The following is a 12,052-nucleotide window of genomic DNA, read 5'->3' as shown; positions in this document are numbered from 1 at the left end:
AGGACCTCTCGGTCCAAGTACCATTGGCGCTGAAGGACTTAACTGCTGTGTTCGGCATGGGAACAGGTGTAACCCCCTCGCCATCACCACCAGACGATATATCATGTTAATATGTTTCATTCTAGTCTTCAGCTTGGTAAATTTCTAAACTCGTTTCCCTAAACTCCAAAACTCGCTTTGCTCAAACAGTTGGAGTTTGTTCGGTCAACTTCGTTAAGTAATTTTTTCAAGCTTCCGCCAATCCATTCACCATATTACATTTTATATTGACGCGCATAAAAGCGCTATATCCTATTAAGTTATATATAACTAAAACAGTGTAAGAAAACGGATAGGGACCGAACTTCTCACGACGTTCTGAACCCAGCTCACGTACCGCTTTAATGGGCGAACAGCCCAACCCTTGGGACCTACTTCAGCCCCAGGATGCGATGAGCCGACATCGAGGTCTTTTAAGTCTTTATCTTCAATTTTTATAATTTCAATTTTTTCTTCACTTGCTATCACAACATATCTCCTCTCTTCAATCAATATTCAGTTGACTGTAATATAATCTCCCTCAAACCGCAGTCTGAGGGAGCAATCATTTCTATCCTTTATTTGATCAAAGCCTTATGGTAAGTTTTCTTTCCTTTACGTATTTTAACCCCGTCTTTTAATTGTTCTGAAGTAATATTAAAATCAATTGTTTCAACTTTAGCATCATTAATCAGTACTCCACCCTGCTGTACCAGACGCCTTGCTTCACTCTTAGAAGCTGTTAGACCGCATGCCATCATTAAATCTAAAATACCGATAGACCCATCCTTCATCTGTTCGGCTGTAATTTCAGTAGTTGGCATGTTAGAGTCGTCTGAGCCGCCAGAAAAGAGAGCGTGAGATGCTTTTTTTGCCTTTTGGGCTTCTTCCTCACCGTGAATTAATTTAGTCAGTTCATGGGCCAAAATTTCCTTGGCTTCGTTCAGTTGACTACCTTCCCATTTATCCATTTCATCAATCTGCTCAAGTGGTAAGAAGGTAAGCATGCGTATACACTTGAGAACATCAGCGTCACCAACATTACGCCAATACTGGAAAAACTCAAAAGGTGATGTTTTGTTTGGATCAAGCCACACAGCGCCTTTTGCAGTCTTTCCCATCTTATTGCCTTCAGAATTCATCAGCAATGTAATTGTCATAGCGTAGGCATTTTGGCTCAGCTTGCGACGAATCAATTCCGTACCACCCAACATATTGGACCACTGGTCATCTCCACCAAGCTGCATATTACAGCCGTAATTCTGATATAGGTAGTAAAAATCGTAGGACTGCATAATCATATAGTTAAACTCTAAGAAAGAGAGCCCTTTTTCCATTCTATTTTTGTAGCATTCTGCCCGCAACATATTATTTACTGAGAAATGGGGGCCCACTTCACGAAGCATGTCAATGTAATTCAAGTCTAAAAGCCAGTCTGCATTGTTGACCATAATTGCTTTATCATCACCGAATTCAATAAATTTTTCCATTTGTTTTTTGAAGCAGTCACAGTTATGCTGGATTGTTTCAGGGGTCATCATAGAACGTACGTCAGTACGACCCGATGGGTCACCGATAAAGCCTGTGCCACCTCCAAGAAGGGCAACTGGTTTGTTTCCTGCCATCTGTAAACGCTTCATCAGGCATAATGCCATGAAATGACCAACATGCAAAGAATCAGCAGTGGGGTCAAACCCAATATAAAATGTGGCATTACCACTATTGATAAGATCTTTAATTTCTTCTTCGTCAGTAACCTGTGCAATTAAGCCACGAGCTACCAGTTCATCATAAATATTCATAATCACAACTCCTTTGACAAATTTTAATAATAAAAAATGCCCCTGCTCCAATTTGGAACAGAGGGCAATAATTGCGGTACCACCTCTACCTTGGAAGCTCTTCACAGAACTTCCCTCAGTAAGTGCAAAAGCACTAATACGCTATATCGGGCGTACCCATCAAACCCTACTAATAATTCAGGTAGCAGCTCCGGGATGTATTCGTATCAGCCTGTCTACAGCCTCGCACCAACCGGCTGCTCTCTGAAAGACGAAAAACTGACCTACTTCTTCCCTTCATGGCTTTGTGTTAATATGTTTTAATTTACATTGTAATTGATTAAGCTCAAAAAGTAAAGTGCCATGGGCAGCTTAATCTTGTGAGAAGGATTCAGAAAAAGGCATGAAAAACCCTTGTGGATGGTGACATACCTTACAGTTCCCTGGTGCTTCTTTACCTACATGTATATTGCCACATACAGTACACATCCAGGCAATTTCCTCTCCTCTCCTGAATATGGACCCATTTTCTATTTCATCAGCTAGTCTCCCAAATCTATCTGCATGAGTTTTTTCAATAGTTGCTATACCCTCAAAAACTTGCGCAATTTCTTCAAAGCCCTCTTCCCGTGCTGTCTTACCAAAACTCTTATATACCTCATCCCATTCTTCTAGCTCATTATGCTGGGCTGCTCTCAGAGCTTTAACAGTGTCATCATACAAATCAACGGGATAGGCTCCAGAAATGCTAATATTATCACCTGCAAAATCCCTAAGCTTTTGATAGAATACTTTGCCATGAGCCCTCTCCTGGTCTGCTGTATAATCAAATACAGCTCCAACCACATGAAATCCTTCCTTCTTGGCAGCAGAGGAGGCAATATTATAGCGATTTCTTGCTTGACTCTCCCCAGCAAATCCCCTCATCAGATTTTCATATGTCTTACTTCCTTTTAAGTTCATTTGTATCTCTCCTTTTACCCTTATAGTTGTACATTATTATAGCTATTAGTTTTTCCAAATAAAAAAGAAATAATCCCCTTTCGGGGATTATGAGTTATCCTATTTGTTATTCCATTGTCCATATGCTTTGCTTTAGAACACCTTAAAAACTTACCCTGTGGCAAAGTTTACTTATAACAGAGTTGCTGCTGCTTCGTCTACAATTACTACAACATCTGAATGTAACTGTAGCACCGATGCTGGCAGCTCAGGTGTAATGTTGCCTTTAATCATTTTATACACAGCTTCAGCTTTGTTCTCGCCACTTGCTAGAAGCAATATTTTGTTTGACTGCATTATGGTTTTTATACCCATGCTGATGGCTTGAGTTGGCACCTTATCTATTGAGTCAAAAAACCTTGCGTTTGCTTCTATTGTATCTGTATCAAGATTTACTAGATGGGTTAATGCCTCGAACTTTTCATTTGGTTCATTAAAGCCTATATGGCCATTCTGTCCAATCCCTAATAATTGAAGATCAATCCCACCTGCTTCTTTAATACTATTTTCATACTGCTGACATTCTACATCCATATTGTTTGCCTTTCCATTAGGTATATGGATATTTTCCTTTTTTATATCTATATTATTAAAAAGATGCTGTTCCATAAAATAATGATAGCTTTGTTTATCATTAACATTTAACCCATAATACTCATCAAGATTAAAAGTCGTGATTCCTGAAAAATTTATTATCCCATTTTTGTACATATGAATAAGTTCATTATAAGTCCCAATAGGAGTAGATCCAGTTGCTAATCCCAAGACGCTTTTAGGTTTCAAGATAATTTGACTTGCCAATATATATGCCGCTTTTTTACTCAGAGCATCGTAATCTTTCACTATCTCTAATTGCATTTTCTTCTCACCTCATCTGCATCAGTATCTTATTAGTATACCATAATTATACCCCTACATGCGAAATACAATTGTTTTTTTCCTAAACTATAGTCTACTCTTTAGTGTTTAAGGGTGCAATCCCAATATTAAGATATCCAAATATAATTGCAAATATTGGTGACAAAAACAGGAAGAATGCATATGGAGCATACTCAACAACAGAGACCCCTAAGGTACTATAAAAAAAGGCACCACTAACTCCCCAAGGTATTAATGGATTAATCAATGTACCAGCATCCTCAACTGTACGCGATAAGTTTTTTGGATGCAGATTGGCTTTTTCATAAAAATGTTGGTACGTTTGACCTGGTAACAAAATGGACAAGTATTGTTCTCCAGTAGTCAGGTTTACAGCTATTGCTGACAGAGCAGTAGAAGTTATTAAATGACCTCTGTTTGTCAACCATTTTTTAAACCCGTCTAATAAAGTTTGAATTAGACCAACACCCTGAATTAATCCACCAAGTGCTAGGGCAATGATTATTAATGAAATAGACCACATTTTTGACTGCAATCCGCCACGGTTAACAACTCCATTAACTAAGGCACTTTCTGTTTCTATTGAAAAACCACCCTGTAAAACATTAAATAACTCAGCTGGAGCTACATTATTCTGCAAAAAGACAGCAGTTATAATTCCACTTACGATGCCAACCATAATCACAGGTATTGTTGGCCAACGCTTAACTGCTAAAATTATGACTAATAAAGGCGAAATAAGCGAGAGTACACTAAGGTTAAAATTGGTTGCTAACGCGTTTTTAGCTAACTCAATATCAGCAAATGATGTTAAAGATGATTGGGTTTTACCTATAAAATAAAATATAATTATTGTTACGCACAAGCTAGGCACTGTAGTCCATAACAAGTGCCTGATATGAGTAAAAAGATCTACTTTTACAATACCAGAAGCAAAATTAGTAGTATCTGATAGCGGGGACATTTTATCTCCAAAGCACGCACCACTAACAATAGCTCCAGCAGCAATTGCCGGATTAATACCTAAACCGATTCCAATCCCCATTAGTGCTACACCAACTGTTCCTATGGTAGTAAAGGAACTGCCTGTAAAACTAGAAACAATAATACAAATAAACAGTGCGCTTATAGCAAACCATTGTGGAGAAATAAAAGAGAACCCCAGGTCTAACAAATAAGGAACAGTTCCACTCATCATCCAAACTGCAATAGTGATACCAATCAAGCCTAAGATCATAATTGGCTTTAGTCCGACTTTAATTCCATCAATTAAACTTGTTTCAATTTCATCCCATTTATAACCTCTTCCTCGCGAAATAATCGCCAAAACAACCAAGCATAATAATAGTGGGATATGTGGATGTACTCCCAAGTAAAGGATGCTATAGATCATCGTTGCTAGCATTAATACAAATAATAAAGTTGCAGATCCTACAGTAAAGTTTCGTTTCATTGTTACATTCCTTTCTCTTAGCTGTTAAAATGGAGTTAATGGGTATGATTGAACCTGGTTTAACGAAAACTTGCGGAATAAAAAAAAGTGCACCCCTAATGGAGTGCACCAAAAATAGACAATGTTCTGCCCTATGCTACCGCCCTACCATTAAACCAATAAAAAATTAAATTAATTACTACCTAACTTCCATTCTACATAGTCAATTATACATGGGTTAACTGTGGATGTAAATAAGAATTTTCGCAAAGTGAAAGTTCAATTTGTTTAAATGTTATGATAAAATTACCAGTAGAAACCTATAAGCATGCCAGATTAACATCTGCAAAAAAATTACAGATTTTCCTTTGGCATATAACAGGAGGCAAGCAAATGATAAAGATAATGTCTGATTCAACCTGTGATTTGTCCCAAGATATCTTGGATAAATACCAAGTAGATTTGGCACCACTAGTGATTAACTTTCAGGATAAAACTTATCGGGATAGAATTGATATTACCCCGGACGAATTGTATCAAATGATGAAAGAAGGGATGCCGCAGCACCTCACCACAGCCATGCCCAGCCCCATGGAGTTCTTGAATATAATGAATCAGGCAGTAACTGAGGGGCATCAGGAAATTCTCTGCATCTGCATGTCCAGTGGCACCAGCGGTTCCTATCAATCGGCAGAGATTGCCAAGGGTTATTTCTTTGAAGAACATCCCGACTCACCAGTAAAAATCCATGTAGTAGACTCAAAGTGTATGAGTCATGGCAGTGGTTGGCTAGTAATAAAAAGTGCCCGGATGCGGGAGCAGGGAGCAACTTTTCAAGAACTGGTTGATTTTAATGAGACATATAAGACCAACGTCAAACACTATTTGTCCGTGGATGATCTGGACAACTTAATCCGCAGCGGCAGACTCAGCAATGCGGGAGGTTTTGTCGGGAAGCTGCTAAACATAAAGCCTATCATGACCATGAAGCAGGGCAAGGGGGCAGTTGTTGCCAAAGAGCGGGGTCGTAAAAAAGTACTTAGCTACTATGTCAACGACTTTCTCAAGCGTAACAATCAGGAAATGACTGACTTTATACTCATCGGTTATACCTCAAATAAAGGGGTAGCAGAAGATTTGAAGGAAAAAATGATTGCAGAAGCTAGTTTCCAAGGTGATATTTACATTATGCAAATGGGAGTAGCTGTGGGAACCCACGTGGGGTTAGGCGGTATTTCCATGTTTTATATGGAAAAAAGCAAATAATAAGTTGAATCTAAATGATTAGCATTAGATTTGGCGTCAAACTTGGATTGTTAAAGTAAGACCCCCCTAAAGCCAAAGGGGGGTCTAGTCTTTATGATACACTGAAGGATAATCTAGCAAAAATTCTGGAATTTCATTTAACAAATATGCTCCCAAATTATCAAATTCTAAGACTTCACCAACTTCTAATCGTCTACAATTATTAATTTCTAAGATTACATCTGACTCTTTACACGTATTGCCCACAATAATCTGTTTTGACACAGTCTCTCCCTTTCTCAAGTGTATCCTGTAATCCAGCAAAGGCTTTCCTTGCCCGGGAAACAAATGTAATCTCGTTCCGTCAACAGTTACATATGTTACACTGTGTATTGTTTTTACATCAATAATCCTTGTGACATATGAACATGAATTTCTTACAAGGCTATTTCCAATTATTTCACACAATTCCTTCACAATATCAGCATAAATTATTGGGTTCCTTGTATTTCTTGAAAAATGACAATGCACACAAATCACGTTAATATTCTTGTTTTTTAGAACCGTATCAAACAAAGCATTATTTCTAATATATCTTTGAATAGACATCTATCTTATCATTACTTCTTAAAGAATTGTGCACTAATGGCACTCCATCTATAGAGATCTGAACATGTATGTCTCTGTTCGTTAGACACTCAAGCCAACTTGAGTCGAATCCATTAGTATTAACACTAATTTCACGAAACCTACTTTTACTAAGCTCTATTATTGTATTAATTTCTTTATGCAGCGAAGGTTCCTCACCAGTAAGTAACAAACTGTATTTGCTAAATTTTCATAGTGCACCTCACTGGTCAGCAACTACCCACTTCTCCAAATCGTTCAGCCAAACCTCAGCCACCACATGACCAGCACCCGAATGTGCTGTGGCTGCGCGCTTAGTTTTAAGAGCCACAACCCGCGCAGGCATACCCATAGCCTGAGACGCACCCACCATGACTAAGCTGTACTCCATACACCGAAAACTGGCTCCGTCAGCCGCTTCCCTGAGAATCACCAAGGGGTTTGATGATGAAGGCATGTTCGAGCCCGAATGACTCCACCTGCTGTTGACCCACTCCGCCAGGACCGCCACCCGCTCAAACTCATCCTCAACGCCTCTAATCACATCGTCTAGGCCGTACTCTTCGCGTAGCTCAGCCGGACCTGGGTCGTCTGGGCTGTGGTAAAGTAGTGGACTTGGTGACCCGGCCGTTTCTGCCCATTGAACACGCGGCACAACCATGTAGGGACCAGTAGTCAAGATTAAGGCACATGACAGCGTCACGACGACTCCCAAAACTCTCCACCCGCAGAAATACCCCGTTACCAGTAGGAGAACACCTATCACGGTGTAGGTATGAGTACTGCCGAAATAGCTGATCCCGAACAGAAAGAGCAGGGTGCATCCCACTACCGCTATGGGCGGAAGCCCAAAACGAACCGCCGGATGACTCTCAAGCATTTCGATCACATTCTTCATCTAGATCACCTCATAAAAGATAGGAGTTTGCTTTTCGCTGGAGCAAGTACAATCAAAACAATTTGTCGCTCTGTAGATGGATACACTCTGGGGGCTTATCATAAATATATCTAGAAATCAAATACTACATTCTGTTTTTTATATTGTATAATCATATTTGATTTAGTACAATATATATGCACAATAGTAACTGGAGGTGTTTTTATGTCACGGGTTGTCAAAAACTATACTTTTTCTCTTCCAATTGAGCTACATCAGAAGTTAAAGCAATACTCCACAGAAGGCCATATTCCTTCTGTAAATGCTGCTGTAAAAGAAGCTCTTGAATCTTATGTTAAAGGGATTGAAAAACAATATCTATATAAAAAAATGAAAGAAGCTTCTCAAGACTCAATGTTTATGGAGGATTTAAAGAAATCCATGGATGATTTTTCTTATTCTGATTTTGAGGCAACTAAGGAGAATGAACAATAATGAATTATCAATGGAATATTTTTTGGGCAAACCTAAATCCTACTCAAGGCTCAGAACAGTCTGGCAAAAGACCTGTTTTAGTTATCTCTGAAGAAGCAGTTAATCAAACTCTTCCAATTGTTACTATAATCTGTTTAACTTCGTATAAACCTGGCAGAAAAATATACCCTGTAGAGGTTTTGTTGGAGCCAGAAGTCTCTCAACTTTCCCAACCTTCTATTGCTATGGCTCATCAAATTAGAGCTATATCCAAAGAATATCTTGGTAGCAAATGTGGTTTCATTGAAAGCGAAGATTATAGGGATCAGATAAGAAGTATTGTTAAACTCTACCTCGACTTGCTATAAAAAACTCAATAAGCTAGAAATATTGCTAGGAAGTGAACAATCCCATACCAAAGTGCTTGCGTATAACGTTCCGGCATTCCCAACGTGCCTGTAACTGGCGCAAGACTTACTCTTCCTGCAATACTTGCAAGTCTTGTGACAAAGGGTATGTGGTGCGGCAAACCCCAGAATCCTAGCTACACCGTACCCTTGTGGGAATGCTCGTGTTATCCGCATGTAATGCTGCTGTCCCTTTATTATAAAAATAAAAAAACAAGGATTTACCTCTTCTCCTTGTTGTCATTGTTTATGTAATCTTTATGCTTTTTTATCCATTCTAATATTTCCTTTTCATTAGTGACTCCACTTGCTATGTCCAGCCCTAACTGCACCAATTCCGATTGGGTATTTTTTACTCTTATGTCATTCAACTTTAGTAATAGCAACATGACGGCTACTCCTACTCTTTTATTACCATCAACAAAGCCATGATTATTTATTAGTGCGTAGGTTATTGCTGCAATTTTTCTTCTGTTTCTTTATACAATTCTTCTCCGTCAAAAGTCATTAGTCCCCTATTCAGAGCACCTTCAATTAAACCTACATCCCTCACACCATCGCTCCCACCAGTTCTTGACACAATCTTTTTATGAAATAATAGTATGTGGTCTAGAGTTATACTTCTCATTATTTGCTTAGCTCCTCTAAGGCTTCTTCGTTTTCGTCAATAATCGTATCCATCATTTTCTCAACTTCAACTTTTTCTTTCTTTAATGCAATTGCAAATTCAATTAGCTTCTTCTTTTTTTCTTCAGGTAAATCTGTAAATTCTTTGAGTAATTTTTGAGCTAGGTCCATCTTTACACCCCGTTCCACTTTCTGTAATTACTCCTATTTTATTATATAATTTAACGTTAATCAACCATATATCCCTTAAACGAGACAGCATGCACACCTCTAGCTAACTTTGTAAACCTTCTGCATTATTGCGGAGTCACGGTAGGAACGCCAGTTGCCCGACGTCCCCCGCACAGATCCCGGCGTGCGGAACTACCGCACCGGGCTCTTCAGATATATTCACTTCCGTAATCAAGCAAAACTTTCTTCAAAAAAACCTTAATTGCTTATCGGGTACTTCGGTTATTTTTGGTGTCACCAGTGTTATTAAAATTTATACACTGCAAGAGACCATGTGTCATTAATTACACTTATACATTTATGACTCTGGGGCGGCTTTTCCAATCAGCGAGCTCTAGAGTCCAATACTTTGCCCATTCCTTCATGGCCCCATATTCCGGGTGGCTAGGGTTCAGCATGATTTCACGAAAGCTCATAAATCCTCCTATGCCGCCCACATCCTCAGGTGGTGTTTGACCACTTGCATCCAGCAAATAGGGTGATTCCTCATCATGCTCCTCGATGACACGAACAAGCTGTATCTCATGCTCCCAGTTATCCCCCATATCATAGGTATAAACCATATCCTCGTGCTCCGGGAAAAACTCCGATAATATATGTCCTTCCATTAAAATCGCATCTTCATCGTAATCCAGGTCTTCCTCAAATGAAACCAGTCTGGCAACCGCTACACGATTGTTGTCGCCAAAGATGGTAAAATCATAAAGGTGATAATTCTGCCAGCTAAAAACCGACTGCAACACCTTGTGTAAACATACAAATTCTATGTCAGCAGGTACAATGATTCTCCGCACCGCCTTGTATACTTCCAAATCAAGTGTGATCATTAATTCAAAGGCACGATATTTATACGCTTGCTTTCCTGTAAGTTCAGAAAGTGCAATAATCATTGCTTTGTAAGGGTAGAACCCCTCGCTACTATTGCCGGAATAGTTGACAATACGGTAATTTGCAGAAACACCAACAGTATCACTAAACATTTTTGCAATGCCATTATATTCATTCCCAACATAAAAAGCGCATTCAAGTCCTGCTTTTGCTACCCACGACGCTGTCTGTCTGTTACTATTTTGGGTAAACTCTACCTCACCTGCCAATTGCATATATTCCTCTACAAGATCCGGGTTTAAATTCATGGACAGCAGTGTGTTTGTAATGGCCGTTTTCATTATTTTCGCTACATTTTTTAAATCCTTCCGCTTAACTTGGTAAATCGCAACGGTAAAGCGCGTTGCGTTGTTAACCAACACAAGCATATCCTCTGCTCTGCGATTATCCCAAACCTTTGTCCAATTTGCTGTCCAAGAAAAAAGCGGATTTTTATATTCATGTGCCGCTGGGGGATTTACGCCCATGGCCTTCGATAATTTTTTAGTAAGTGCAATTTGCATATTTTCATCTCCTTAAAAACGGGAACTCATCCGTGCCTGACACAAACTTATCTGAGGGAACATACTTCACCTATCCACAGCTCTATTCATGAACAGGTAAATATAATCTCATATTATACTTTATCATTTACTATTTTACTAGTAACAAAAATAAATATGACTATAATCGTTGCTAACCATAATGGAATGGTCACTATAATGGTTTTAAAATATATACTACCCAGTATTATTATAGTGAAAGCGGCACCCGCAATAAGCCATTCTTTCAAAAATGATACTACTTTATTACTAATTACCAAGTTTTTGACTAAAGCAATAAGCCCTAAAATCCATATTACATTAAGAGAGGTACCTAAATGCTCTATAATCTTATCTTTTTTTGTCTTCTTAGGCATAGCTTCAATAATCTCATCACAGATTTCCTTATATTTCCCCCCATGACCTTTTGAATATTATCACCTCGTTGCTGACCATCTATAATTAATTCCTCAACTTTCGCAGACTAAATTAGCAAATAAGCCCTTAATATGACTAGGGAAATCGCTAATTAAGTCTTGTAGTTGACATATTAAAGATTTTCTCTCTTCACCTTGCTTTTTATCGTGTGTTTTTTGCTATTTATGCAACTGCTTTAGCTTTGGCATTAGACTTCTTGAGTGCCAGTGCTGATGTTAGTAGTACTATTGCATTTAGGTGTACATGTGTTTTAACTTTTTCAATACCACTCACATGTAAGTCATTGACTGTCAGGTGTTCTTTTAGACGGCCAAAGCATCTCTCTACACTAGTTCTCTCGTTGTATAACTCTTTCCATTGTCTAGTATCTCGGTGAGGTGCTGAAAAACGCCTGTAATCTTTGTTTACATTAACTTTTCGAACTAGGCCATAATTAGATTTTGAGCACCAATTAGAGCCTTGCGGGCAATTAACTTTGCCTAATACATGGGGGCATCTGAACTTTAGGCGATTGCCATCAACACCCCAGTAAATCATGTCATAGCCCATTGAGCATCTAGCTGTTCCGTTGGAAGAAAACCCAGCAGGTGGCTCCTTCTCATTGC

At 38.9% G+C, this 12,052-nt stretch carries 15 protein-coding genes, 1 rRNA gene and 2 other annotated features; of the genes, 3 read left to right on the top strand and 13 right to left on the bottom strand.

The genetic code is table 11. The annotated features are described in order from the left end of the window. The 5 genes from rrf to nhaC form a co-directional block, all read right to left on the bottom strand. Positions 1–94: ribosomal RNA gene (gene rrf / locus GGQ84_RS14475) — 5S ribosomal RNA — on the bottom strand; the annotation flags it as partial. 246 nt (positions 95–340) lie between these two features. Further along, positions 341–449 (bottom strand) — a sequence feature (23S ribosomal RNA rRNA prediction is too short). Between the two features lie 147 nt (positions 450–596). Next, the gene (gene tyrS / locus GGQ84_RS14470) at positions 597–1,820 is read right to left on the bottom strand and encodes a tyrosine--tRNA ligase (protein ID WP_429163519.1); all 1,224 of its coding nucleotides are present in this window, start codon (positions 1,818–1,820) and stop codon (positions 597–599) included. A gap of 57 nt (positions 1,821–1,877) precedes the next feature. Beyond that, positions 1,878–2,109: a binding site (T-box leader), on the bottom strand. A 62-nt stretch (positions 2,110–2,171) separates the two neighbouring features. Further along, positions 2,172–2,762, bottom strand: a complete 591-nt coding sequence (rbr, locus tag GGQ84_RS14465; protein ID WP_429163518.1) for a rubrerythrin — start codon at positions 2,760–2,762, stop codon at positions 2,172–2,174. A gap of 171 nt (positions 2,763–2,933) precedes the next feature. Next, positions 2,934–3,659: a glucosamine-6-phosphate deaminase gene (gene nagB, locus GGQ84_RS14460; protein ID WP_429163517.1), complete on the bottom strand. Its 726-nt coding sequence runs from the start codon at positions 3,657–3,659 to the stop codon at positions 2,934–2,936. A gap of 94 nt (positions 3,660–3,753) precedes the next feature. Further along, positions 3,754–5,133, bottom strand: coding sequence for a Na+/H+ antiporter NhaC (gene nhaC / locus GGQ84_RS14455; RefSeq protein WP_429163516.1), 1,380 nt, complete (start codon positions 5,131–5,133; stop codon positions 3,754–3,756). A 372-nt stretch (positions 5,134–5,505) separates the two neighbouring features. On the opposite strand from nhaC, the gene GGQ84_RS14450 reads away from it, so the two are divergent. Next, positions 5,506–6,378, top strand: a complete 873-nt coding sequence (locus GGQ84_RS14450) for a DegV family protein (RefSeq protein WP_429163515.1) — start codon at positions 5,506–5,508, stop codon at positions 6,376–6,378. A gap of 84 nt (positions 6,379–6,462) precedes the next feature. On the opposite strand, the gene GGQ84_RS14445 is transcribed toward GGQ84_RS14450, so the two are convergent. After that, complete coding sequence (locus GGQ84_RS14445) at positions 6,463–6,966, bottom strand: type III PLP-dependent enzyme domain-containing protein (RefSeq protein ID WP_429163514.1); 504 nt, start codon at positions 6,964–6,966, stop codon at positions 6,463–6,465. A 241-nt stretch (positions 6,967–7,207) separates the two neighbouring features. After that, on the bottom strand, positions 7,208–7,882 hold the full coding sequence (locus GGQ84_RS14440) for a transglutaminase-like domain-containing protein (protein ID WP_429163513.1): 675 nt from the start codon (positions 7,880–7,882) through the stop codon (positions 7,208–7,210). Between the two features lie 204 nt (positions 7,883–8,086). On the opposite strand from GGQ84_RS14440, the gene GGQ84_RS14435 reads away from it, so the two are divergent. Together GGQ84_RS14435 and GGQ84_RS14430 are read left to right on the top strand one after the other, a co-directional pair. Beyond that, the gene (locus GGQ84_RS14435; RefSeq protein ID WP_429163512.1) at positions 8,087–8,356 is read left to right on the top strand and encodes a hypothetical protein; all 270 of its coding nucleotides are present in this window, start codon (positions 8,087–8,089) and stop codon (positions 8,354–8,356) included. Continuing rightward, positions 8,356–8,703 (top strand): type II toxin-antitoxin system PemK/MazF family toxin, encoded by a 348-nt coding sequence (locus GGQ84_RS14430; protein WP_429163511.1) that lies wholly within the window; start codon positions 8,356–8,358, stop codon positions 8,701–8,703. The genes GGQ84_RS14435 and GGQ84_RS14430 overlap by 1 nt, the downstream gene beginning before the upstream one ends. A gap of 260 nt (positions 8,704–8,963) precedes the next feature. Here GGQ84_RS14430 and GGQ84_RS14425 read toward each other — a convergent pair whose 3' ends face one another. From GGQ84_RS14425 to GGQ84_RS14400, 6 genes are all read right to left on the bottom strand, one after another. Beyond that, complete coding sequence (locus tag GGQ84_RS14425; RefSeq protein WP_429163520.1) at positions 8,964–9,182, bottom strand: type II toxin-antitoxin system death-on-curing family toxin; 219 nt, start codon at positions 9,180–9,182, stop codon at positions 8,964–8,966. Positions 9,183–9,193: 11 nt separating this feature from the next. Next, on the bottom strand, positions 9,194–9,370 hold the full coding sequence (locus GGQ84_RS14420) for a hypothetical protein (protein ID WP_429163510.1): 177 nt from the start codon (positions 9,368–9,370) through the stop codon (positions 9,194–9,196). Then, positions 9,370–9,558 (bottom strand): vWA domain-containing protein, encoded by a 189-nt coding sequence (locus tag GGQ84_RS14415; protein ID WP_429163509.1) that lies wholly within the window; start codon positions 9,556–9,558, stop codon positions 9,370–9,372. Before GGQ84_RS14415 ends, GGQ84_RS14420 begins: the two co-directional genes overlap by 1 nt. Positions 9,559–9,890: 332 nt before the next feature. Then, positions 9,891–10,991, bottom strand: coding sequence for a plasmid pRiA4b ORF-3 family protein (locus GGQ84_RS14410; protein ID WP_429163508.1), 1,101 nt, complete (start codon positions 10,989–10,991; stop codon positions 9,891–9,893). A 113-nt stretch (positions 10,992–11,104) separates the two neighbouring features. Beyond that, on the bottom strand, positions 11,105–11,386 hold the full coding sequence (locus tag GGQ84_RS14405) for a hypothetical protein (RefSeq protein ID WP_429163507.1): 282 nt from the start codon (positions 11,384–11,386) through the stop codon (positions 11,105–11,107). Between the two features lie 223 nt (positions 11,387–11,609). Then, positions 11,610–12,052, bottom strand: a 443-nt coding sequence (locus tag GGQ84_RS14400; protein WP_429163506.1) for a transposase, incomplete at its 5' end; no start/stop codon positions are given.

Source organism: Desulfitispora alkaliphila (assembly GCF_050433185.1).
GTDB lineage: Bacteria > Bacillota > Desulfitisporia > Desulfitisporales > Desulfitisporaceae > Desulfitispora > Desulfitispora alkaliphila.
Note: the sequence above shows the minus strand (reverse complement) of the source record. Positions and strands in the feature narration are given on the sequence as shown.

What these genes read in the sequence shown, in the direction of transcription:
- tyrS (WP_429163519.1), bottom strand. Translation starts at nt 1,820, where the DNA reads ATGAATATTTATGATGAACTGGTAGCTCGTGGCTTAATTGCACAGGTT.
- rbr (WP_429163518.1), bottom strand. Translation starts at nt 2,762, where the DNA reads ATGAACTTAAAAGGAAGTAAGACATATGAAAATCTGATGAGGGGATTT.
- nagB (WP_429163517.1), bottom strand. Translation starts at nt 3,659, where the DNA reads ATGCAATTAGAGATAGTGAAAGATTACGATGCTCTGAGTAAAAAAGCG.
- nhaC (WP_429163516.1), bottom strand. Translation starts at nt 5,133, where the DNA reads ATGAAACGAAACTTTACTGTAGGATCTGCAACTTTATTATTTGTATTA.
- GGQ84_RS14450 (WP_429163515.1), top strand. Translation starts at nt 5,506, where the DNA reads ATGATAAAGATAATGTCTGATTCAACCTGTGATTTGTCCCAAGATATC.
- GGQ84_RS14445 (WP_429163514.1), bottom strand. Translation starts at nt 6,966, where the DNA reads ATGTCTATTCAAAGATATATTAGAAATAATGCTTTGTTTGATACGGTT.
- GGQ84_RS14440 (WP_429163513.1), bottom strand. Translation starts at nt 7,882, where the DNA reads ATGAAGAATGTGATCGAAATGCTTGAGAGTCATCCGGCGGTTCGTTTT.
- GGQ84_RS14435 (WP_429163512.1), top strand. Translation starts at nt 8,087, where the DNA reads ATGTCACGGGTTGTCAAAAACTATACTTTTTCTCTTCCAATTGAGCTA.
- GGQ84_RS14430 (WP_429163511.1), top strand. Translation starts at nt 8,356, where the DNA reads ATGAATTATCAATGGAATATTTTTTGGGCAAACCTAAATCCTACTCAA.
- GGQ84_RS14420 (WP_429163510.1), bottom strand. Translation starts at nt 9,370, where the DNA reads ATGAGAAGTATAACTCTAGACCACATACTATTATTTCATAAAAAGATT.
- GGQ84_RS14410 (WP_429163508.1), bottom strand. Translation starts at nt 10,991, where the DNA reads ATGCAAATTGCACTTACTAAAAAATTATCGAAGGCCATGGGCGTAAAT.
- GGQ84_RS14405 (WP_429163507.1), bottom strand. Translation starts at nt 11,386, where the DNA reads ATGCCTAAGAAGACAAAAAAAGATAAGATTATAGAGCATTTAGGTACC.